At 61.2% G+C, this 23955-nt stretch carries 16 protein-coding genes and 1 other RNA gene; 5 read left to right on the top strand and 12 right to left on the bottom strand.

Annotated elements, in window-relative coordinates; all coding sequences use genetic code 11:
- Positions 1–25 precede the first annotated feature (25 nt).
- From pheA to gyrA, 4 genes are all read right to left on the bottom strand, one after another.
- Positions 26–1141, bottom strand: a complete 1116-nt coding sequence (gene pheA / locus NKG59_RS10455; RefSeq protein ID WP_045204512.1) for a prephenate dehydratase — start codon at positions 1139–1141, stop codon at positions 26–28.
- Positions 1142–1228: 87 nt separating this feature from the next.
- On the bottom strand, positions 1229–2365 hold the full coding sequence (gene serC, locus NKG59_RS10450; protein WP_253536655.1) for a 3-phosphoserine/phosphohydroxythreonine transaminase: 1137 nt from the start codon (positions 2363–2365) through the stop codon (positions 1229–1231).
- Positions 2366–2479: 114 nt separating this feature from the next.
- Positions 2480–3040, bottom strand: coding sequence for a DUF2059 domain-containing protein (locus NKG59_RS10445; RefSeq protein WP_253536654.1), 561 nt, complete (start codon positions 3038–3040; stop codon positions 2480–2482).
- Positions 3041–3168: 128 nt separating this feature from the next.
- On the bottom strand, positions 3169–5838 hold the full coding sequence (gene gyrA / locus NKG59_RS10440; protein ID WP_045204513.1) for a DNA gyrase subunit A: 2670 nt from the start codon (positions 5836–5838) through the stop codon (positions 3169–3171).
- A gap of 432 nt (positions 5839–6270) precedes the next feature.
- On the opposite strand from gyrA, the gene ompA reads away from it, so the two are divergent.
- Complete coding sequence (gene ompA, locus NKG59_RS10435) at positions 6271–6927, top strand: outer membrane protein OmpA (protein ID WP_253536653.1); 657 nt, start codon at positions 6271–6273, stop codon at positions 6925–6927.
- Between the two features lie 177 nt (positions 6928–7104).
- Here the strand turns inward: ompA and NKG59_RS10430 are convergent, their stop codons facing one another.
- Positions 7105–7611: an outer membrane lipoprotein gene (locus NKG59_RS10430; RefSeq protein WP_045204514.1), complete on the bottom strand. Its 507-nt coding sequence runs from the start codon at positions 7609–7611 to the stop codon at positions 7105–7107.
- 160 nt (positions 7612–7771) lie between these two features.
- Between NKG59_RS10430 and ubiG the strand changes: the two genes are divergently transcribed.
- From ubiG to ssrA, 4 genes are all read left to right on the top strand, one after another.
- A complete protein-coding gene (gene ubiG / locus NKG59_RS10425; protein WP_253536652.1) occupies positions 7772–8488 on the top strand; it encodes a bifunctional 2-polyprenyl-6-hydroxyphenol methylase/3-demethylubiquinol 3-O-methyltransferase UbiG in 717 nt (238 codons plus the stop codon).
- On the top strand, positions 8485–9174 hold the full coding sequence (locus NKG59_RS10420; protein WP_253536651.1) for an HAD family hydrolase: 690 nt from the start codon (positions 8485–8487) through the stop codon (positions 9172–9174). Before ubiG ends, NKG59_RS10420 begins: the two co-directional genes overlap by 4 nt.
- Before the next feature lie 119 nt (positions 9175–9293).
- Positions 9294–13070: a DUF748 domain-containing protein gene (locus NKG59_RS10415; protein WP_253536650.1), complete on the top strand. Its 3777-nt coding sequence runs from the start codon at positions 9294–9296 to the stop codon at positions 13068–13070.
- Positions 13071–13102: 32 nt separating this feature from the next.
- Positions 13103–13460: a transfer-messenger RNA gene (gene ssrA / locus NKG59_RS10410) on the top strand.
- Between the two features lie 142 nt (positions 13461–13602).
- Here the strand turns inward: ssrA and NKG59_RS10405 are convergent.
- From NKG59_RS10405 to rrtA, 7 genes are all read right to left on the bottom strand, one after another.
- On the bottom strand, positions 13603–14598 hold the full coding sequence (locus tag NKG59_RS10405) for a fimbrial protein (protein WP_253536649.1): 996 nt from the start codon (positions 14596–14598) through the stop codon (positions 13603–13605).
- Positions 14599–14979: 381 nt separating this feature from the next.
- Positions 14980–15990 carry a fimbrial protein gene (locus NKG59_RS10400; protein ID WP_253536648.1) on the bottom strand — a complete coding sequence of 337 codons (1011 nt, stop codon included), beginning with the start codon at positions 15988–15990 and terminating at the stop codon, positions 14980–14982.
- Positions 15991–16198: 208 nt separating this feature from the next.
- Positions 16199–18766 carry a fimbria/pilus outer membrane usher protein gene (locus NKG59_RS10395; RefSeq protein WP_253536647.1) on the bottom strand — a complete coding sequence of 856 codons (2568 nt, stop codon included), beginning with the start codon at positions 18764–18766 and terminating at the stop codon, positions 16199–16201.
- A 118-nt stretch (positions 18767–18884) separates the two neighbouring features.
- Positions 18885–19631, bottom strand: a complete 747-nt coding sequence (locus tag NKG59_RS10390) for a fimbrial biogenesis chaperone (RefSeq protein WP_253536646.1) — start codon at positions 19629–19631, stop codon at positions 18885–18887.
- Positions 19632–19714: 83 nt separating this feature from the next.
- Complete coding sequence (locus tag NKG59_RS10385) at positions 19715–20308, bottom strand: fimbrial protein (RefSeq protein ID WP_253536645.1); 594 nt, start codon at positions 20306–20308, stop codon at positions 19715–19717.
- Positions 20309–20649: 341 nt separating this feature from the next.
- A complete protein-coding gene (locus NKG59_RS10380) occupies positions 20650–23103 on the bottom strand; it encodes an ATP-binding protein (protein WP_253536644.1) in 2454 nt (817 codons plus the stop codon).
- Positions 23104–23371: 268 nt separating this feature from the next.
- Positions 23372–23878 (bottom strand): rhombosortase, encoded by a 507-nt coding sequence (rrtA, locus tag NKG59_RS10375; protein WP_253536643.1) that lies wholly within the window; start codon positions 23876–23878, stop codon positions 23372–23374.
- Between the last annotated feature and the right edge of the window lie 77 nt (positions 23879–23955).

Below are 23955 nucleotides of genomic sequence, written 5' to 3'. Positions count from 1 at the left end.
GCCCGTGCAGAGCGCCTTGAATCCCTCAATGTGCCGAGGGATAGGACCCCAACACTTTGAAATACGCCGCGTCGTGACGCAGCTTTTCCAGCGCGCGCGCGACCTGCGGGTCACGCTGATGACCTTCCACATCGACGTAGAAGTAGTATTCCCACGCACCGCTGCGCGCCGGACGCGACTCGAAGCGGCACATCGACACGCCGTTCTCTGCCAACGGCGCCAGCAACTTGTAGACAGCACCGGCCTCGTTCGGCACCGACAGGATCAACGACGTCTGATCGCGTCCGCTCGGCTCCGTCTCGTAGTTGCCGATCACGACAAAGCGCGTGCGGTTGTGCGGATCGTCTTCCACATTGGCACGCACCACGTGCAGGCCGTAGCGGTTGGCCGCCTGCACGCTTGCCAGCGCGGCGACGGTTTCGTCCTCGCCGGCCATGCGCGCTGCCTCGGCGTTGCTCGACACAGCCTCGCGCGGCAGATTCGGATAGTTCGTGTTCAACCACCGCTGGCACTGCGCCAGTGCCTGCGCATGCGCGCGCACCACCTTCACCTGCGACATGTCGCCCGTTTTGTGCAGCAAGTTATGGTGCACCCGCAGCGCGATCTCGCCGCTGATCTTCAGCGACGTCTGCAAGAACAGATCGAGCGTGCGCGACACCACGCCTTCCGTCGAATTTTCGACCGGCACAACACCACAATCGACCGTGCCGGACTCCGCCGCACGAAACACCTCGTCGATGCTCGGGCACGGCATCGGCTGGATCTCGTGGCCGAAATGCGCGATCACCGCCTGCTCCGAGAACGTGCCGGCCGGGCCGAGGTAGCCGATGCGCAGCGCCTGTTCCAGGCCGCGGCAGGCGGACATCACCTCGCGCCAGATGGCGGCGATGCTCTCGTCGTGCAGGGGCCCTTGATTGCCGGACTGCATCTTGCGGATGACCTGCAGCTCGCGGTCCGGCCGGAACGCCGGTGACGAATAGCGCTTCTTCACCTCGCCCACTTCCTGCGCCACCTTGGCGCGGTCGGAGAGCAGCGTAAGCAGCTGGTTGTCGATGGCGTCGATCTGCGTGCGCAACGGCGCAAGCTCCGCCGCCAATGCGGCGTCCTTGTTTTGCTTCGTATCGTCTGACTGACTGGTCATTGTAGGAATCTGGTTCGGCAACGGATTGCAAATTGCCGCGCGAAGCGGGCGCTTCGCGCAATGTTCTGCCGTGATTGAGTGTCAGCCTTACGCAGACACTCTTTCAAACTCACGCATGAAGTCGACCAGCGCCTCTACGCCTTCCAGCGGCATCGCGTTGTAGATGCTTGCCCGCATGCCGCCCACGGACTTGTGGCCCTTGAGCTGCACCAACCCGCGCTCGCGCGCCTGCGTGAGGAACGCGTCGTTGCGGGACTCGTCGTTGAGGAAGAACGGCACGTTCATGCGCGACCGGCACGTCGGATGGATTTCGTTGCGGTAGAAGCTGCTGGCGTCGATAAAGTCGTACAGCATCTTCGACTTGATGATGTTGCGCGTCTCCAGCGCCTCGACCCCACCCTGGCGCTTGATCCACTGGAACACGAGCCCCGCGATGTAGATGGCGTAAGTGGGCGGCGTGTTGTACATCGAGCCGTTCTCAGCCACCAGGCGCCAATTGAATGCCGACGGGCACAGCGGGTGTGCATGGCCCAGGAGGTCCTTGCGGACGATGGCAATCGTCAGGCCGGCAGGGCCGATGTTTTTCTGCGCGCCGCCGTACAGGACCTGATAGCCGCTCCAGTCGATCGGCCGCGAGAGGATGTGGCTCGACACGTCGGACACCACCACACGCCCGTGCGCCTGACCGACGTCTGGCGTCTCCTGATACTCGACGCCAACAATGGTTTCGTTCGTGCACAGGTGCACGTAGGCCGCGTCCGACGACAGCTTCCAGCTCGAGACATCGGGGATCTTGTGGAAGCGCTCGGCCTCGCTGGTGGCAGCGATGTTCACCTCGCCGTACTTGCGCGCTTCTTGCTGCGACTTGACCGACCACGTGCCGGTGACGACGTAGTCAGCCTTCGGTGCATCCGCCGACAGCCGACGCATGAGGTTCAGCGGCACGATGGCGTTCTCAGCGATGGCGCCGCCTTGCAGGAAGAGGATTTCGTAGTTGTCCGGCACTGCCAGCAACTGCCGCAAATCGCCGAACGCCGCTGCCAGGATGCTTTCAAATTCACGGCCGCGATGGCTCATTTCCATCACGCTCATGCCGCTGCCGTGCCAGGAGACCATCTCCTCTTTCGCCTGTTCCAGCACCTCGAGCGGCAACACCGCTGGACCTGCCGAAAAGTTGTACACGCGCGCTTGGCTGGCTTGAAGGGCTCGATCCGCTTGGTTCATGGGGCGAAGTGCAAAAGAAAAATGGCTGTCTGGGCGCAAACCCAAACAGCCATTATCTACCAACTGGCAGGGCGACGGGGATTGCGCCCCCGATCGTCCGCCTATGCCGGCTAATTACTTCGCAGCGGCGGCAACTTCCTTGTCAGCCATGTCGCGCATCTTCTTGCCAACTTGCGGACCGTACTTCTGCATCACGTTGCCCCATACTTCCTGCATGGCCTTGCCTTGGTTGGCCATGAACTTCTGGCCGCTCGGCGTCTTCAGGAACGTGGTCAAGTCCTTGATTTCCTGGGTCGAGTAGTACTTGCCCAGCGAGTCATAGTGAGCTTGCAGAGCGTCTTTGCGGAAGGCTTCCGTGTCGAAGTCCTTGCCTGCACCGTCGGTCATGCGCTGCACGGCACCGTTCTTCTTCAGCTTGTCGACAGCAGCTTGCTTCTGCTTGTCGTTCAGAGTCTTGTTCTCGACCAGTGCCTGCTCCAGCACCAGCGGGGCTTCCTGCTTAGCGCCGTTGGCCAACACTTCACCCTGACCCTTGATGGCTGCATCGACGTTCATCGTCGACAGCAGATCTTTGATGGCAGCCGTCTTGTCAGCGTCGCCAGCCTGCGCGAACGCAAACAGCGGAGCGAAACCGGCCACCACGATCAGATGTTTGAGTTTGAGACTCTTGTGCATTGTTGCTCCCTTGAGATAAGCGTTGCGTTTAGGCCGGGCGTGTGACGCAAAAGTTCCAAGCCCTTGCCGCGCACAGGTCCGGCATCATGACAGAACTGCGCCTAACGGCAAGCAAAAGATGTTTCTAATTATGTCTCGCTGCTGTCATCCGTCTGTGCATCGGCACCGGGGGCGGCATCCGCCGCGTCGGCACCTTCGACACCGTCCGCACCTTCAGCATCGGACTCCATCACACGTTGCAGCCCCGACAGCTTGTTGCCCTCACCCACCGAGATGAGCGTGACACCCTGAGTGGCGCGCCCCATTTCACGGATCTCGTCCACCCGTGTGCGGATCAGCACGCCACCCGTCGTGATGAGCATGATCTCGTCTTCCGGTGCCACCAGGGCAGCGGCGACCACCTTACCGTTACGCTCGGAGGTCTGGATGGCGATCATGCCCTTCGTGCCGCGGCCATGTCGGGTGTATTCCGAGATCGGCGTGCGCTTACCGTAGCCGTTCTCGGTAGCGGTCAGCACGCTGCCAGTCACCGACTGAGCACCTTCGCCTTCGGTTTCCGCTGGCGCGACCAGCATCGCAATCACCTGCTGGCCCTCTTCCAGGTTCATACCGCGAACACCCCGCGCTTGGCGACCCATCGGGCGCACATCGTTTTCATCGAAGCGCACCGCCTTGCCGGCGTCTGAGAACAGCATCACGTCGTGCTGGCCATCGGTAATGTCCGCGCCGATCAGGAAGTCGCCCTCATCAAGATCCACCGCGATGATGCCGGCCTTGCGCGGGTTCGAGAAATCGGTCAGTGCCGTCTTCTTGACCGTCCCCTTGGAGGTGGCCATGAAGACGAAGTGCTGCTCGTCGAACTGCTTCACCGGCAGGATCACGTTGATCTTCTCGCCCGGTGACAGCGGGAACATATTGACGATCGGACGACCGCGCGAGTTACGGCTGCCTTGCGGCACCTCCCAGACCTTCAGCCAATACAGACGGCCGCGATTCGAGAAGCACAGGATGTAGTCATGCGTGTTGGCGACAAATAGCGTGTCGATCCAGTCGTCTTCCTTCGTCGCGGCAGCTTGCTTGCCGCGACCGCCACGCTTCTGCGCCCGGTATTCGGAAATCGGCTGGCTCTTCATATAGCCGCTGTGTGACAACGTCACCACCAGATCTTGCGGCGTAATGAGGTCTTCTGTGTCCAACTCGGTCGCATTGTGCTCGATTTGCGAGCGCCGCTCATCGCCAAATTCCGCGCGGATCGCGGTGAGTTCCTCGACGATGATGGCGGTAATGCGTTCCGGTCGCGCCAGGATGTCCAGCAGATCGGCGATCTGCGCCATCACTTCGCGGTATTCCTGAACGATCTTGTCCTGCTCCAGCCCGGTGAGGCGCTGCAGGCGCATCTGCAGAATTTCCTGCGCTTGCGTGTCCGACAGTTTGTACAAACCATCGCCTTGCATACCGAATGCAGGCAGCAGACCTTCCGGACGATAGGCGCCACCGCCGCCCGAGGTTTCGCTCTCGGCGCGAACGAGCATGTCGCGCACGAGGCCCGAATCCCAGCTGCGGTTCATCAGCTCAGCCTTCGCAACCGGCGGAGTCGGAGCGGCTTTGATGATTGCGATGAATTCGTCGATGTTGGCAAGTGCAACGGCCAGACCTTCCAGAATGTGACCACGCTCGCGCGCCTTGCGCAGATCAAAGACGGTGCGGCGCGTCACCACCTCGCGGCGGTGCAGCAGGAAGCACTCCAGCATCTGACGCAGGTTCAGCAGACGCGGCTGGCCGTCGACCAGCGCCACCATGTTCATGCCGAACGTGTCCTGCAGCTGCGTATTCTTATAGAGGTTGTTGAGCACAACCTCCGGCACTTCACCGCGCTTGAGTTCGATCACCACACGCATGCCGGACTTGTCCGACTCGTCGCGAATGTCGGAAATGCCTTCGATGCGCTTTTCGGTAACCAGCTCGGCGATACGCTCGAGCAGCGTACGCTTGTTAACTTGGTAGGGCAGTTCATCGACGATGATCGCCTGGCGTTGGCCCCGGTCGATGTCCTCGAAGTGCGTCTTGGCACGCATCACCACGCGGCCGCGGCCGGTGCGATAGCCTTCACGCACACCCGAAATGCCGTAGATGATGCCGGCCGTCGGGAAATCCGGCGCCGGGATCAGCTCAATCAGCTCATCGACCGTCGCTTCCGGGTTGCGCAACAAATGCAGGCAGCCATCAACGACTTCATTCAGGTTGTGCGGCGGAATGTTCGTCGCCATACCCACCGCGATCCCGGACGAACCGTTGATCAGCAGGTTGGGAATGCGGGCTGGCAAAACGGACGGCTCGGTTTCCGAACCGTCGTAGTTCGGCTCGAAATTGACCGTTTCCTTGTCTAGGTCGGCCAGCAATTCGTGGGCGATCTTCGACAGGCGGATTTCGGTGTAACGCATCGCCGCGGCGTTGTCGCCGTCGACGGAGCCGAAGTTGCCCTGGCCGTCGACCAGCATGTAGCGCAGGGAGAAGTTCTGCGCCATCCGCACGATGGTGTCGTATACAGCAGTGTCGCCGTGGGGGTGATACTTACCGATCACATCCCCGACGATACGGGCGGACTTCTTATAGGGGCGATTCCAGTCGTTGTTCAGCTCGTGCATCGAGTACAACGCACGACGATGCACCGGCTTGAGACCATCCCGCACATCTGGAAGGGCGCGGCCCACGATCACGCTCATGGCGTAAGCGAGGTACGAGCTACGCATTTCTTCTTCGAGCGATACCGGGAGTGTCTCTTTGGCGAATTGATCCATTGGGCGAACGGTGAGAGGTCCCCTAGTGAGCACAGTGATGCCCACAGCGGGACGCTGCGGTTGCGCGAATAACAGAACATTTTACCATGCCGCAAGCCCCCTCCCCTCATACGCGCGAGCGACGCATCGTCAACCCCGGGCACGTTCCCTGCGAGGGAGGGCAAAACCGGCGAGCCAGTCCCCATAAGGGTTTGCGAGCCATTTCCTGCCTTGTTGCGTACACACCACAAGGCCGTGGCGCCCCGTTCGAATCGCTTATATTTGCTTTTTAGGAGTGCGTGCTTGTGGCACAATCCCCCAGCGAAGAGGCAGACATTGTTCGAAGTGGAGCCTTCACCACACCGAGAATGTTATACTCCGAAGAATGTATGACTTGTTTTCGTCCCATCTGCTCGCAGTCTTCTGCGGTGATCTCATCCTGAGAGGAGAAATATGAAAAAATTTGCCAAGCTCGCGTTCGCTGCAGCTGCGGTAGCCATGGCTGCGTCCGCTTACGCTCAGTCGGTGCCCTACGAAAAGAAGGCCGTCAACGACAACTGGGGTAACGGCACGAGCGAGTGGGTCTGGAAGAACGGCACGAACGAACTGTGCTGGCGCAATGGCTTCTGGACGCCGGCAACCGCCAACGCTCAGTGCGACGGCGCTCTGGCTCCGGCTGCTGCTCCGACGGCTGCTCCGGGTGCTCCGGCTGCCCCGGTTGTGTCGAGCGAAAAGGTTACGTTCGCTGCTGACACCCTGTTCGATTTCGACAAGGCTGTGCTGAAGCCGGAAGGCAAGGCCAAGCTGGACGACCTGGTCTCGAAGCTGAAGGGCATCAACCTGGAAGTCGTGATCGCCGTTGGCCACACCGACTCGTTCGGCTCGGACAAGTACAACGACCGCCTGTCGGTCCGTCGTGCTGAAGCCGTCAAGGGCTACCTGGTCAGCAAGGGCATCGAAGCCAACCGTGTCTACACGGAAGGCAAGGGCAAGCGCCAGCTGAAGGTTGATCCGAAGTCGTGCAAGGGCACTCGCAAGGCACAAATCGCCTGCCAGCAGCCGAACCGCCGCGTGGACGTCGAAGTGGTCGGCACCCGCAAGGCTCAGTAATTCGGCTCACACCGGGAAAAAGCCCAGCGAAAGCTGGGCTTTTTTTCGCCTGTACTCCGGCAAATGCCCTCCTCTGGGCTGCTGCGGAAATGGGCACTAAAAAAAGCGATGACACCAAATGCGCCATCGCTTTTTTTGTTTGGGGCGCCCGATGCCCCTTTCTCATGACCGTCCTTCTTATTGATAGGAAGGTGTCGCCTGATCGTTAGCAACCATGGCGCGATCGCCAACGCGCAGGTTGTTCGGGTTTCGCTGCGTGACGGTGGCGACGCGGCCATCATCCAGGCGCACGGTGATGCGATACACCGTTTGCCCACCCGCTCCGGCGCGCTGCTCGACCTGGTTGCCTGCATAGGCACCGAGTGCTGCGCCACCAATAGTCGCGACTGTGTTGCCCGTACCACCACCAACCTGATGGCCCAGAATGCCGCCAGCCACGCCGCCGATGATCGTGCCCAAAATGCCCGGGCTATTTGCCGGGGCCTGCATCGGCTGGATCGATTCAACCCGGCCGTAAAGGGCGCCCGTTTGCTGCGGCTGCCCGCTATAAGCCGGTTGTTGGCCATAGGCGGGCTGCTGAGCATACCCACCGTTATAGCCACCGCCGTAACCGGGCGCGGCGCAGCCCGCCAGCACCGTCAGGCTCGCAACACCCAGTCCTATCAGAATTTGTTTGGATTTCATTGATCTCTCCTTGAGCGAAGGTGACAGTTGGAGGAAGTGCATGCGCATTTGTTCACCTCTGTTTCAATGTGAAACCTTTTTGCGGACCCCGTGATTTGGTCGGGGCGACGCTTTTTGGTACATTTCCTCACCTAGCAGATATGCCCTGGCGCAGCGCAACATGACGACCACTCACGCGAACGCCGATCCCGGCGAACTCGAAAAATTCAGCGAACTCGCCCACCGCTGGTGGGACCCGAACAGCGAGTTCAAACCTCTCCACGAAATCAATCCGCTGCGCCTTGACTGGATTCAGTCGATTGCTCCGCTGGCTGGCAAACGCGTCGTCGACGTCGGTTGTGGCGGCGGCATCCTCTCAGAGAGCATGGCGCGTGCCGGGGCGAACGTCAAAGGCATCGATCTGTCCCGCAAAGCATTGCGTGTCGCAGACCTGCACAGCCTCGAGGCGGGAATTACCGTCGATTACGAGGAGATCGCCGCGGAAGCGTTGGCCGCACGCGAGCCGGGTAGCTTCGATGTCGTTACTTGCATGGAGATGCTCGAACATGTGCCCGATCCGGCATCGGTTGTTCGCGCGTGCGCGACATTGGTGAAGCCAGGCGGTTACGTATTTTTCTCGACCATCCACCGAAATGCCAAAGCGTATCTGCTGGCGGTCATCGGTGCGGAATACGTCCTGAACATGCTGCCACGCGGCACGCATGACTACGCCAAATTCATTCGCCCTTCTGAGCTGAGCGCGTTCGTACGCGGGGCTGGCCTCCAGGCTCAAGAGATGCGCGGGCTGGAATACAACCCGATCACCGGCCGCTACGCCCTTACGCAGGACACCAGCGTCAACTACTTGATGGCGACGCGCCGTCCGGCCGAGGCATGACCGTGCGCCAGTTTCCCGATCCGCTAGGCGCGGTGCTGTTCGACCTGGACGGCACGCTTGCGGACACGGCCCCCGATCTTGCCGCGGCGGCCAACAAGGTACGCACCGACCGAGGCCTCGAACCGGTGGACTACGAAGCGCTGCGCCCGGTTGCCTCGCATGGTGCCCGCGGGCTGATTGGCGTGGCGTTCGGCGTTGGGCCGGGAGATGCGGAATTCGAATCCCTACGGCTGGCGTTTCTCGCCAACTACGAGGCGGAGATCTGCGTGCGCACGCGGTTGTTTCCAGGCATGGCCGACGTGCTGCTGGAACTGGGCCGCGCAGGCATCCCCTGGGGGATCGTCACCAACAAGTCGGGGCGCCTGACGGTACCGCTGGTTGCGCAGCTGCCGTTGCCGGTGCCGCCGGCCTGCGTCGTTGCAGGCGACACCACGCCGCACGCCAAGCCCCACCCAGCCCCGCTGCTGCATGCAGCCGAGTCCATCGGCGTCGATGCACGGCAGATCGTCTACGTGGGCGATGACCTTCGCGATATCGAAGCCGGCCGTGCTGCCGGCATGCCTACCATTGCCGCCAGTTACGGCTATTGTGGTAATGGACTGTCGCCCGTGGAATGGCGCGCCGATGCGCTGATTGCCAGCGCGGCCGAGCTGATTCCGCTGCTGCTCGAATCGCAACGCGCTTGACCACGATGCCCAGGTGAAAGCCTGGGCGCCGCATCTTTCAGGACCGCCGCCTCCCCCCGGGGACGTGGCGGTCGACCGACTGACGAAGTAGGCCACGCCATGGCCGGACCGACACCAGCATGAGCAACTCCCCCGATTCGCGCCCTGATCTGCAATCGAATACCAACGGCTGGCGTGCGCGGTTTGCCCGCGTGCGCGCTACGGCAGGCTGGCAACGCGCGGCTCAGGTTGGTACATCGCGAGGCACCAAGCGCACTGGGATCGGCGTGCTGATCTTCCTGGTGGTGTTCGGGCTGCTGGGTGCATTCGGTGGCCCGCCGCTGCTACGCCACCTGGCTCAAACGCAACTCAGCAAGCTGCTGGAACGGCCGGTTTCGGTCGGCAAAATCAGCATCAACCCATACACGCTGCGGCTTGATGTCGACCAGCTCCACATTGCCGAGCGCGACGGCAAAACGCCGTTCGTCGACGTCGGCCATCTGCATGTGAACGCGTCGTGGAGTTCGATCTTCCGTCGCGCGCCCGTCATTGAAGAGCTCAGCATTGAGGCGCCGCAGGTGCGTATCGTGCGCACCGCCGAACAGCGCTTCAACTTCTCCGATATCGTCGACAAGCTAAGCCAGCCAGAGACCCCGCCCAAGCCCAAGTCAACCGAGCCGGCGCGTTTCGTCTTCGCCAATCTGCAGTTGGCCAACGGCGCGATCGATTTTGTCGACCAGCCGCTCGGTACTGAGCACAAGGTGGATGGCCTGCAGATCGGCGTGCCTTTCCTGGCGAGCCTACCAGCCGATGTAGACATCTTCGTGCAACCGCTGCTGGCAGCGCGCATCGACGGCGCACCGCTGCGTTTTGCGGGCAAGACAAAGCCATTTGCCGATTCGCTCGAATCCAACCTCAACGTCAAGATCGATGGCCTCGATCTGCCACGCTACCTGGGCTACGTGCCCGGCCCGCTGCCGGTGGCAGTGCCGCGAGGCTTGCTGACGACCGACCTGACAATCGAGTTCCAGAAGCCGAAAAGCGGCGCGCCGGTGCTGCGCTTGCATGGCACGACCGGCCTCGACAACCTGGAAGTGGTCGATGCCAAGAAAGCGCCACTGGTGGCCGCTAAACAGGTGCGGGCAACGTTGAGCGACGTGCGCCCTCTCGACAACGTATTCCACCTCGATGCGCTGACGCTGGATGGCGTGCGCGTCGATGCCACGCGTGGTGCAGATGGAGCGATCAATTTCGCGCAACTGGGCGGCAAACCCGTACCTGCCGAAGCGAATGCTGCCAAGGCAGAGCCTGCGCCGATCGCCAAGCCGAAGCCCTTGGATGTGGTGGTCAGCAAGCTACAAGTGGCGAACAGCACGGTCCATTGGCGAGACGCGACCACGCAGCCTGCAGCCGACCTGACACTCGAAGATCTCCACGGCGACATTGGCGTGCGCACGTTGGGCGGCCCGACCACGCTTGATGTGGGCGCCAAGCTGGCGCAAGGCGGCACCCTCAATGTCAAAGGCAACACATCGCTGGAGAAAAACACCGGCGAGATGGAACTGAAGCTGGACGGCGTGAAGCTGGCCGGCATCGGCCCATATCTGCGCCAGGCGGGTGCCCCGCAATTGCAGAACGGCGCGCTGTCGGCCGACGGCAAGGTGGCGCTCGACTTCGGGCCGGACAAATTCAACGTGCGCGCGGAGCCGCTGACCGCAAGCCTGGCCGACCTGTCGCTGGCGCCCGCCACGGGCAAGGACACCGCGCTGCGCGCCAAGCTGCTGCGCGCGGATGTAAAGAGCTTCGACCTGAGCGCCCGCACCATTGCACTCAGCGAAGTGCGCGCCGACGGCCTGCAGATCGACGCGCTGCGCAAGAAGGACGGTACGACCACATTGACGCTGCTCGATGGTCCGCAACCGACGGCGGGCAAATCGGCGGCGCCGATCAAATCCGGCGCAAGGTCGAACGCCCCGGCCGAAAAACCCTGGGCTGTGACGGTACAGACGCTGAAGCTGGACAACAGTGCCGTCGGCTTTGAAGACCAATCCAATTCGCGCCCGGTCAAGGTGCGTGTCGAGCCGCTGAACGTGGTCGTGCAGAACGCGTCGTCCGATCTCGGCAAGCCCGTCAACGTGCAGATTGGTGCGGGGCTGGGCGCAAAGGGCAAGCTCGATGTGCGCGGCGAGGTGGTGCCACATCCGCTGAAGGCCGACCTGCGCGTGAACTCGCAGAACCTGTCGCTGGCGGGCTTCGACCCGTATCTGGACAAGTCTCTGAATGCGGCGATTACGAGCGCGCTGCTGTCGATGGACGGACGCCTCGTCCTGAACCAGGGGAAGGCGCTGACAGTCAGCTACCAAGGCAACGCGACGCTGGGCAACGTGCGCCTGCAAGACCGCGTGAGCTCGGATGACTTCCTGCGCTGGCGCTCTCTCGCGCTCAACCGCATCCAGGCGAATTACGACGGCACCACGCCGCGCGTGCGGGTGGGCGCCGTTGCGCTATCGACGTTCTATGCGCGGATCATCATCAACCCGAACGGCCGCCTGAACCTGCAAGACATCCGAGTGCAGCCGACCGAGCAGCGCCGATCGCTGACGCAAAGCGAACCCGCATCGGCATCTGCTTCCGCAGCTTCCGCTCCTGCTGCGGCCCCTGTGACGGCTTCGGCTCCCGTGGCGACACCTGCATCGGCCGTAACCGCCACCGCGCTCGTACCCAAGGCCGGCGGCGCAGATCTGCGCGTCGACGCCATCACGCTGCAAGACGGCAACATCCGCTTCACCGACAACTTCGTCAAACCGAACTACACCGCCAACCTCACGGCCATTGGCGGCTCGATCGGCACGATCAGCACCGCCGCCAACCAGACACCTGCCGACGTGACGCTGCGCGGCAGCGTCGACGGCACGGCGCCGGTGGACATCCACGGCAAGGTCAACCCGCTCGCGCCCACGGCCTTTGTGGATCTCACAGCCAAGGCCGACGGCGTGGAGCTGACCAACCTCACGCCCTACTCCGCCAAATACGCCGGCTACCCGATCACCAAGGGCAAGCTGACGATGGATCTGCACTACCTGCTCGACCAAGGCAAGTTGACCGCCGACAACCATATCTTCATCGACCAGCTCACCTTCGGCGACCGCGTAGAAAGCAAAGACGCCACCAACCTGCCGGTGCGCCTGGCCGTGGCGCTGCTGAAGAATTCGCGTGGGGAAATCGACGTGCGCGTGCCAGTGTCGGGTTCGCTCGATGACCCGCAGTTCAGCATCGGCGGCGTCATCCTGCGCGCATTCGTCAACCTGATTGCACGCGCCGTGACGGCACCGTTCTCCTTGCTCGCCAGCGCATTAGGCGGCAGCGGCGGCGAAGAACTCGGCTACATCGAGTTTGTTCCAGGAACGTCAGACCTCAGCCAGGCGTCTGTCGCCAAGCTCGACAAGCTCGCCACTGCTCTCAAGGACCGCCCGGCGCTCAAGGTCGACATCGTCGGCCGCGTCGACCCGGAATTTGACCGCGACGGCCTGCGCCGGGAGGCTGTGAACCGTCAAATTCGTGAACAGAAGCTCAAGGATGCCGGCGACTCCGCCGAAGCCGACACGACGGTCAAGCCAGAAGAAGAGAACAAGTATCTTGAACGCGCGTACAAGGCAGCCAAATTCCCGAAACCGCGCAACATGATCGGGCTGGCCAAATCCTTGCCGCCCGACGAGATGCGCAAGCTGATGGAAACCAATGTGCAAGTGACGGATGCGGATCTGCGAGAGCTCGCGCAGCGTCGGGCGAATGCGGTGCATGTTGCACTTGCCGAACGCGTGGATCCGGGACGCCTCTTTGTTGTAGCCCCCAAGCTCAACGCGGATGGCATCAAGGACAAGGGCAAGACGACGCGGGTTGATTTCTCGCTGAAGTAGCCCATCTATGGGATAATCAACACTTCCTTACTGGGGCCGACCTGGTTTCGACGTGGGTTGCGAAGCAGTGGAGGGCATACCGAGGACCCGTCACCTCGTTAATCAATGGGAATGCAATAACTGCTAACGACGAACGTTACGCACTGGCAGCCTAAGGGCCGCCGTCCTCGCACTGGCTCGCTGACGGGCTAGGGTCGAAAGACTAGCGAGGTCATCTACGTCAGATAAGCTTTAGGTGAGTCACGGGCCTAGAGACGAAAACTTAGTGAATCGCCGTCGTAGAGCGTGTTCGTCCGCGATGCGGCGGTTAAATCAAATGACAGAACTAAGTATGTAGAACTCTCTGTGGAGGGCTTGCGGACGCGGGTTCGATTCCCGCCGGCTCCACCAGTTACACTTCAAACGTCCCCAACGTTTGGCAACGAAACCCCGCTGGGCTTGGCTCTGCGGGGTTTTTTGTTGGCGCGCCAAGTACGCCGATCACTGAACTCGCACCGGCTGCCATGCTTGACGAAGCCGCGTGCAGACCAAGCTACTCGTAGCTCATCACAAGTGTCAGAGAGCTATTCGCCGAGCCTGCTTCAACAACTGGAGCGGTTTGGTGATAGGCCGCTTTGAACGGAATACTGAAATTTCCGCCAACCGTCTCGTAACCGCTAAAAGCAATCTTCTTGTTCAGCACCGCCGGCTTGCCGCCCTCGTCAAGTATTTGCAAGCCGACGCCCTTCGCGATCGATGTGGCATCGAGCGCGACGACTGAGCGCGCAGCGTCCACGATTTGCGTATTGGGCTTCAGCAAATAAGACACCTTCGTGAGGCCTTCGGGACATTCCTTCAGGGCAATCGAGAAATTGACCGGTGCCAACGACGTACCAACGCCATTGAAGTGGCGCACGCGGTTCTGGTCTCCCATCTTGACGGTAACATCCGGCGTCTTGCAACTGAGCGTACTGACACTGGCCTGGTTGCTCGTTTTGAACGTGAGGCCATTGAGTTCCTCGTGAATGCTGTAGTGACCGAGGTCCCCCCCTGGAATCGTGGCGCCGGCCGAAACCGATTTGATGGTTTTGATTACAAGCTTGAATTGCCAACGGTCGAAACCACTCGCGCCGTTGTTTGGCCGCGTCAGCGACCCATATATGCTCCTAATCGTCCGGTTGTTGGCGATTAGACTCCACGCAAGTCCGGTATTGCCGATCGGAAATTCGGTCTGACCCACAGTTTGCCACCCACCGACCGAACTCGTTACCCCGACTCTGTAGGCTGCGTTGCATCTGAAAACCTCGTTCGCGCCAATGTGCGTGTGCGTGGAGCTTTCCCAGACAACTGTCCCGACTGGCGGATTGCGCGGCATACTAAGGTTGCGAGGTATCGTGAACGTCACTGTCCGATTAGTGTTGCCATTGATAAACGAACAGGTTTGGGCGTGAGCTGGCGCAACAAAAAAAATCGCCCAAAAAGTCGTCACCAGAACGCAAAAACCACCAAAGAGGCGGTTCGAGCTACCCATCGAAAATATCTTACTCATCAGTTGTTCCCCAGGCGTCACTACATGAAGCGGCGTGCGATCGTGCTACTAAGGATTCGCTGATCGCGGTGGAGGAGACCAAATGCTCAGTAGCGTGCTTGGGTCAAACATCGACCCCACTTCATCAACAATCGGTTTGATCAGCGCTCGGCTCGTTACAGGGGCCGGACCAAAACCACGGTGCAACCGCTCGGTCTGTCGGGTCTCGCCAATCGGGTGCTTGCCAACAGGGCGTTACTGGCCAGCCTTGAGAGCACGCCGCTCCTAGCCAACAGCACGAAATCAAAGGAAGCCGTGCCGAATCGATCCCTTTCCTCGATTCGAAAGGACCGGGACCGGATGGCTCGCGAGCCTTCACTGCAATCAGTGATCAGCGATTCCCTATTCGTAGCTCATCACAAGTGTCAGCGAACTATTCGCCGAGCCTGCTTCAACAACTGGAGCGGTTTGGTAATAGGCTGCTTTGAACGGAATACTGAAATTTCCGCCAACCTTGTCGTACTCGCTATAGACGACCGTTTCGTTCAACGTCACGGGCTTTCCGTTCTGGTTAAGAACTTGCAGACCGACGCCCTTGGCTACCGATCCGGCATCAAGCGCGACAACTGTCTGCGTAGCATCCACGATTTGGGTGTTCGGCTTCAGTAGATAAGAAACCTTGCTGATAGCCGAGGGACACTCCTTCAGATTGATCGAAAAATTGACGGGCGCCAATGAAGTGCCAACTCCTTTGAATTGCCCGACACGATTCCGATCTCCCATCCGCACGACGACATCAGGCGTCTTGCAACTGCGTGTGCCGACGCTGGCCTTGTTACTGGTGTTTATCGAAAAAAGGTCAATCTCATTGTTTTTGTTGAGGTAGCCAAGACGCCCTGCCGGCACACTGGCACCTGCTGTGACAGGGCCAATCTTCTTGATTTGCAGTTGGAGCTTAGTGTTCTCCCAGCCGTACCTTCCCCCTCCCTGACTGAATCCCCCTAAGGAGAGATCCTCCACAATCAACTTGCCCTTGCTGTTCTCGTACACGAAGCTCCAAGCGAGCCCGGTCGTTCCGATCGGCAATTCTGTCTTCCTGGCGGCACTGGCACTCGCTCCAACCCCATTAACCAGGCCCCATTTGTGGGTGTCGGCACAGACATCAGCGTTGTTTGCCCCAGCGCCGCTCTGGACGGCACTTTCCCACACGACAGTGCCAACGGGCGCATCACGTGGCACACGAAGATCGCTGGGTATTGTAAATGTGAGATTTTTAGTCTTTTGATCTTTTTGAAATTCACAATTCGCAGCGTAAGACGGCGCTGCGGAAAACATCGCCAGGCCAATAACCATCCTCATTCTCAAACCACCGAAGAAGTGACTCGATTTTCTTGCCAAAAAGATCTCATTCATCAGTGCTTCCTTGCTAGTTCTGTTGAGCTCAACCCAACCGGCTTTGCTCGCAAAATGATGGGGCGCCCATTTTTTCTTAACGATACCTAAGCGTGACAGACATCGGCGCCTTTACTGTGCCCGGCGTCACCGTCGCGTCGAAGTGGCACTCAGGAAAAGGCGGCAGCGGAAATGCATGTGAGGGTCACCAATGTTCGACGAGCGATCATCATTTGTACCGACAACGCAGTGTCTGCCGTTGATAATTCCGACCAGGCTCCGCCTTCGACAAGGTATAGGGCGCTTGGCACTGGCCTTCTTTCCACTTCACCGCCAGCGTGCCCTGCTCTTGATTGAGCAGCACAAAAGCCCTGCCGTTCGGGTCCACAATGCCCAGCTGCCTGCCGGTTTGCGCGTCTTCCACGCTGGCGCCGAGCGGCACCGGTTTGCCATCGGCCTGCTGCAGCGTGAACTGCGCACGCTGGCCGCTGTACCCCTTGAAGACCGCCTTCACGATGGCGCCACGGCGCGGCACCACCTGCTTGACGGTGTCTTCCAGCTCTACGTCCGCACCCAGGTTGTGGGTGTCGGGGCGCAGGGCGTTCAAGCGGTACGGCTGCGCATAACTCACCACCGCATAGCCGTTACGGCCGACCGAGGCACCGCCGTCGGTGCGCACGTCCGCGCCCTTGACGCCTTCCATCTTCATCAATGCAAAGGTGTCGCCCACGGTGCGGCTCAGGTTGACCCCGCCGCCATGCACAACCACAGCGCCCGTGGCCCCCACGCTTGCCGATTGGTAATCGCGCGCGACGTTCACGTTGGCGGAGAGTTGGCCCGCGTCGACGTTGTGCGTCAGGCTCGCGCCGCCGGTTTCGCCCCGCCCACGGCTGGTATAGCCGGCCTGCACGGCGTACGAGGTGTTTTCGCTCACGTAGCCACTCAGGCCGCTTTGAACATTGGTGCCGCCGTTGCTGTCATTGCTCACGTTGGTATAGGCACGCGGCGATTGCAGCTTGCTACCCAGCGGGATCGACATCGTGAGCATGACCTGCGTATTGCTGCCGCTGCTGCCAAAGCGGCTGTCTTTGGTCTGGCTCAGGCTCAGGTTGTAGCTGAGCCGCTTCCAGCTATTGCCGTAACCGACGCTGATGCTGCGGCTGGAGCCCGGCTGGTTCCAATAGGTCTGCTGGCTGACGTTCAGGTAGACGCTGCCATATTTGCGATCTGGGCCGCCTAAGTCCTGGCTGGTCGTCAAGTCGATGCGCGAGCGGCTGCGGCCGGATTGCGCACCGTCGGTATTGCTCAGGTCGTTAACGTGGTCGTTGAACGTGCGATAGCCCGATGTGGAGTAGCGATAGGCTGCAAGCGTGAAGTTGGTGTTGGTGCGCGTGAAGGTCTTGGCATACAAGATACGCACACTCTGCCCGGTATCGCGCTTGCCCCGCGCCAGGCTGGTCGATTGGGTCAGGTCCACCGACAGCGCGCCGATGGGCGTGTTTGTACCCACGCCCACGTTGACGGCCTGGAAGTCGCGCGAGGCCTGGAAACCGCCGGCCACCGTGCTGTTGTCGGTCAGGCCGTAGACGAGCGAGCCACTCACCAGATTGGGCGATGCGCCCTGGTCTCCATCGTACTTGCCCGCCGCGAAGTTGTACTTCAGGCGGCCCTTGCGCAGCATCAGCGGCAAGCTGGAGAACGCCTGATGCGTGACATGCTTGCTACCGTCAGCTTCGATGACGGTAATTTCCAGGTCGCCGTTGGAGCCGGACGGAAAAATGTCGGTCAGTTGGAACGGGCCGGGCGGCACGTTGGCGCGGTAGAGCACGTAGCCGCTCTGGCGCACTTCGACCACGGCATTGGTGGCCGCCTGACCGCGAATGACGGGCGCGTAACCGCGCTCGCTGTCGGGCAGCATGCCGTCATCGGAGCCGACTTGCACACCGCGAAAACGTACGCTGTCGAATAGCGTGGCGTCAGAGTATTGCTCGCCCAGCGTCAACTGGCCTTTGATAGCGTCCACGTCGCGCTGCACCAGCGTGCGGTTGCTCTTGAAGCGCGTCTGGCCATCGTTGCTTCCGGTCAGCGTGGATTCATTACGCAGACGCCAACGGCCAATGTTCACGCCGTTCTGCAGGCCAAAGTAATAGCTGCGGCTGTCATTACCAACGCGGCCGTGGCCGTAGTTTCCGCTGAACTGGTAGTTGACGTAGCCAGCGGTGACGCCTTCGTCCCACAAAGCTGGGTCCACATAGCCGCGCGCGGCACGCGACAGAAATGCCTGCGGAATGCTCAGGTTGAGTTGCAGCCTGCCGGCGTCGAAATCGGCAGAGGCCTGGTCCATCAAATGCGGCAAGTCCAGGCACGCCTGGCTGTTGAGATCCAGCGGCGGCGTGATGGCACTCAGGTCGACGCCAAAGTCCTGCAGCATCTGCGCGGTCAGGCACGGGCGCAGCTTACCTTTGCCGCCATCTTGATAGAAATCGATGTCACGGCGGCCAACCAGGTCGCCATTGACTTGCACCTCGACACGATACGTACCGGGCGGCACGCTGTTGCCGGAAGAGAGCACGGCACTCAGATCTGCCGAGCGGCCCTGGCCATGCAGAAAGCCGGTGTTGAACGCAAGCAGCGTCGGATCGACCTGCGCGACGAGCGTTTCACCCTCCGCCGCGCGCGCGCTGTTGAACATCGCCAGACACAATGCCAAATACAGCGGGGTTGCGCTGGGGCGAGCAGCGAGCGCTTTTCCATCGGTCTTTCTAGGGAACGTTTTGGTGGTCTGGCGTTTAGACATCGCAATGCTCGCTTTTGGCCTTGGGAATCGGGGGGTGTCACATAGGCAAGCTCCGCTACGAAGAGGTGCGGGCTGATCCAACCCATGAAGGCTGGATCGAAGAACTCGACTAGGTCGATCAGTTGCCGGCGGAAACCGGCGTGCTCGGCTGGCTGCCGTGCAGGGTGACGCGGTAGCTTTCGCGTCCGCCGAAGTCATTGATGACTTCGTAGCGCAGTTCCCGTGCGCCGGTGTGGCCGGCCGGCACATTGACGGGCAATGTCACCGTGGAACCTGGCGCGACCATCTTGGCGTCCACGACAGGTTCATCCGTGTTGCCGGCGTGCAGCTTGGCGTCCACCACGGTCACGTGATAGAGGCTCGAGTTGCTCAGGTGCAGCATCGCCTTGCCGCCGTCTTGGTTCAGTTGCCATTGCAGGCTCGTAGCCGCCTTGAGAGGATCGCCGGCCAAACCAACGGGTCGATAGAACACCTTGATGCGCTGGCGTACGGCAAGTTGCAGCACGTTGTCGTTGCTGGCTGCTTGCGGAATTTCCTGCACGTTGAGCCAGAAGGCGGACTCACGGTCCGCGGGCATGCCCACGCCTTCATACAGCACGCGCAACAGTTGCTGCTGCTTGGCCCCGACCTTAGCCAACGGCGGTGTAATGGCAAACGGCAGTTGCGTATGGGCGACGTCATCAAGCGGATCCAGCCACGACTGGATCAGTGCGTCGGTGCCATCGTTGATGACGACCACGGAGCTTTCCTTGTTCTTGCCATCAAAGATCACCCGCGTGGTACCTAAGGAAATACTGGCGTGACTCGCGGACGCAGCCAACGCGCACGCCAACGCCGCGCCAACGGCGAATCGTTTTGCTTTCATATCCGGAATTGCCTTGAAGAAAGAGGTGGCAGCGGACAGGCGCCGCTGCCGATTGAAGCCAGCCTGGGTGGCTGGCGCTTGGCTTACTCGTAGCTCAGCGTGAACGGCAAGCTTGCGTTGGCGATACCCGGCTTCACCTTGGTGGCGTCGGCAGCCACGTAAGCAGCGGCAAAGCGCACGTTGATGGCGCCGCCGCCCTCCGGCACTTCGGTTTGTGCCAGCAGGTCGCCAGTGCTCAGGTCGAACGCATTCGCGCTCGCGCCCGTGCCTTCGTACACGGCGATGCTCACGCCCTGGGCGAAACCGTCGGCAGTGGCGCCGTTGTTCACACGCAGCGTCTTCTTGTCGGCGCTCAGTTCTGCGGCCTTGCCGGCGAACTTCATGCTGACCTTGGCGCCCTTCTTGCACACCACGTCAAAGTTGGCCGAGCCGGCACCGTTCGTCAGACGCTTCGGCGCAGCGAGCGTGCCGATATCGTCAGCGGCGATGTTGCCCATGCTCACGTTGATGGCGCCTGCGTCGCCCGAGGTCGACGACACCTTGCACGTGTCGTTCAGAATCGCGCCTTGGAAGTTGATGACGCCGTCCACCGTTTCTTTTACCACCGGATCGGCGGCCATTGCGACGGAGGACAGAGCAGACATGGCGACGCCCGCCAGGAACAGTTTTGCTTTCATTGACTTACCCTTAAATGAGACCGCAGCAGAAAGGTGCCGGGACTTGGTCGAGAAGAAATGCCTATCGAATGAGGCAGGCGCAAGTATTCCAAGCGAGGCGGGCGCGCCATATCAGACTGCTCTGAAAAGCAGCCTGAATTGATGCGTTTGGTCTGCACGATGAAGACCGGCGCCCCTTACGTGCAGAGGCTTTCTCGTTGTAAATGCAGCGGTTCCGCTGATTGGGCCGTCGAGACGGAGGAATGCGGGCAGCACAACGCGCACGCCGCCGCAGGAGAGGCGAACAGCGCATATGCGGGAATGCAGGATCAGGGCGAGGCCGCCCCCGCTGAGGGAAAGGATCAGGCGTCTGGGGTTTCCGCCCGGTGCAGCGATTGGAGCTCTGCGAAGAGTGCCTGAATGTCCGCGTTGATGTCGCTGGACGGGGTCGAAAGACGTCGTTCCAGTTCACTGGCCAGGTTGCGCGTCTGCCGATCTTCCACAACGGCCGCAGCGCCCGAAATTCGATGAGCGGCTCGACGTGCCTGCTCGATATCCCGATGTGCGATGCCCTGGCTAAGCATCTCAAGATCGGTCTTCATGGTCTGTCGATAGATCGCGAGTACGTCCGCCGACGGCGCCATGTCGTGCTCCATTGACTCCGCGTTGGGGGCGGAATCACCATGAGCACACCAGAGCTCGATCAGTTCCCGCAACGCGGCGAGGCGCAGTGGCTTGCAAAGAACACCGTCCATGCCGCTGTCGAAACACCGGACGCGGTGCGCGTCGTCGGTCGCAGCCGAGATGGCAACAATCGGCGTGCGCTCGCCCCCGCGCTCATGCTCGATTTCCCGCATGCGCTGCGCGACGGTATATCCATCAATGCCTGGCAGATTGCAGTCGAGCAGCACCATGTCAAACGCTGCTGACGCAAACTGTTCGAGCGCCGCCTCGCCGGTGCCGGCAATGGCAGACCGGCAAGCCAGTGCGTCCAACTGATGCTGAATCGCATGTTGTACCGCCTCGTGATCATCGACCACGAGGACAAGCGGCCCTTCCTTCGATTCCCGCGACAGCGTCTTTTGCGCCTTCGGCGATATCACGAGGGGCGCAGACGCCGGCGATGCATCTGCAGCGTTCGGCAATGCCGCCTCTGCGTGCGCCTCGCGTGTCGGCAACATGACGGTGAACACCGTGCCGACCTCGGGGCTGCTGCTGACGGTGATCACGCCCCCCATCAGGTCGACGAGTTCGTGGCAAATCGACAAGCCCAGCCCGCTGCCGCTGGCACCACGATTGCCTGGGCTTTCCACGCGTGCATACGGTTCGAAAATGTTCCGCTGGCGCTCTGGAGGAATGCCCATGCCCGTGTCTCTGACCTCTAGTACGAGCGTTCCGATGCCGCGTCGTTTTCCGGGCAGATAGTCGACGCGGAAAACGACCTTGCCGGCCGTGGTGAATTTGATCGCGTTCACCAGCAGATTCAGGGCGATCTGCCGCACGCGCATGGCGTCGATCTCCACGCTGAAATCGGGCGCGCAGGCAAGATCGAGCGACAAGGCCAGCTTTTTCTCTTCCGAGCGCCAACGGACCATGTCGAGGGTCTGCTCGGCCCACGGCCCAATCGTCGTGGGCAGAAGCACGAGTGTCACGCTGCGAGATTCGAGACGCGAGTATTCGAGGACATCGTCGAGCAGCGCCAGCAGTGTTTCCGATGCCGAGACGGCGGCGTCCGCACGGCTGGCTTGCTGGCCGGTCAACTGCGAGCGCTGGAGCAGCTCCAGCGAAGCAAGAATGGTGTGCATCGGCGTACGGATTTCGTGGCTGATGAACGCGAGGAACATCGCCTTATCGCGCTCGCTGCGCACGGCCGCAACACGCGCGCGCCATAGTACATACGCCAGCACCGCAAACACCAGAACGGCGCCCGCAACGAGGATGACCTGCCGCCAGCGGTAATGCAGGATCGACGCGAGTGACGGCGCGCCGTAGTCGGTTGTTTCCTGCCATCGGCGCCGAATCGCATCTGCGTCCGATGCCGGAATGGCGGTCAGAGATTTATCGAGAATCGACGCAAGGACGGGGTTGTCCTCGCGCGTGACCATCGTCAGCGCATACGGGCGGTCCCAGAGGCTTCCCGAGAGAAAAAGCCGGCCTTGGAACTGCCGCTGCAACTGCGGAATGATCGACGCGTCCGTCCCGAGCGCGGCGTCGGCCTCGCCGTTTGCGACGGCATCCAACGCGTCGGATTCATCCTGGAATGTCTGCAACCTTACCTGCATGCCGCTATGGCGGATTGCCATTTCGAGGCCGCCGCCGCCTTTGATCGCAATCCGCTTGCCCGCCAGCTGCGTGAAACCGGCAAACAGGTTTTCACGCTCGGCCGTGACGATCGCAATTGTGCCGACGTAGTACGGCGTACTGGCGATGACACCCTCTCGGTGAGGGACCACGTCATCGTGCTTGCCCCAGTCGGGCAACATGTCGACGCTGCCTGACCGCAATGCCGCAGCCGAGCCGTTCCAGCACGCACCATCGACGTATTCGAAGCGCAACCCGCTAAGTTCGGCAATTGCATCGAGGAACGATGGAACCATGCCGACCACCTTTCCGGCCTCGACAAACTCGAACGGGCGCCAATGCGCATCGACGCAGGTACGCACGACCGGATGCGCGGCCACCCACGCTTGCTCCTCCGGTGTGAATAGCGAAGGCGCGGCCGCGTGGCTGCCGGCGGACATCAAGCCAAGCCATACGCCCAGGATCAGCGCGCGCACCGCCGTCGCTACATTGTTCACATCATCCCCAGTCGCCATATCAGAATCGAATGCGTCAGCACGTCGGGTTCGCGATGTCGCCGATCACGCCAATTCAGAAGCTTAATTCAGTCCAAAGCCGGCGCGCCGGAAAGTTCACTTGCCGGGCGCATGGACCGGCGAGCGAATGTCCTGACTCGATCGTCTGTTGATGGGTGACTGCACCGTCTTCAGGTACTCGATTTTGCGGTGCGCATTGCTCGTTGGGCCGGTTTGCGGATCGACCTCTTTTTGCTTGCATGCCCCGGCACGTCAACGGACGGGACACTCAGGCGGATGTCGGGCGCTGAATGCGAAGCAATAGCGCGCCGGCTGCCAGCCCGGCCAGATGTGCAGCAGCAAGCGGCGGCGCTCCCAGCCAAACCATCGCATCAGCGTTGCCGGGGCCCAGGCACTGCCAGAGCGCTCGTGCCACGAACGCAAGCAGCACGACGGCCGCAATCGGCTCGTCACGCGCAGTTGGCAGCAACGCCATCACGGCGAGACCGTATGCGATGCCCGAGAAGCCGGCATAGTGCTGCAGCCCGGGCAGCGCGAAAAAAAGCACGAAACCGATCGACGCCGCAAGCCACAGGCAGCAGCGCCACACGCATAGCGACGCGGGAAGAATGACCGCCAGCACGACGAGACCACCGACGTTGAGCAGGCAATGCGCCCAGGTGAAATGGACGAAGTGCCCGGAGACCAGCCGCCAGACTTCACCGGACGCGATGGAGGCACGTTCGTAGCGCAGCGCATCCGCGACCGTGGCGCCGCCGGCCTGCAAGGCGAGCATCAGCAGAGCGGCCGCAAGGAAGCCAGGATGCACCTGGCCGCGCAACCACCACGCTGGACGGCGAAGAGCCGGGATGT

It is taken from the genome of Ralstonia chuxiongensis (assembly GCF_024158925.1).
GTDB classification, from domain to species: domain Bacteria; phylum Pseudomonadota; class Gammaproteobacteria; order Burkholderiales; family Burkholderiaceae; genus Ralstonia; species Ralstonia chuxiongensis.
Note: the sequence above shows the minus strand (reverse complement) of the source record. Positions and strands in the feature narration are given on the sequence as shown.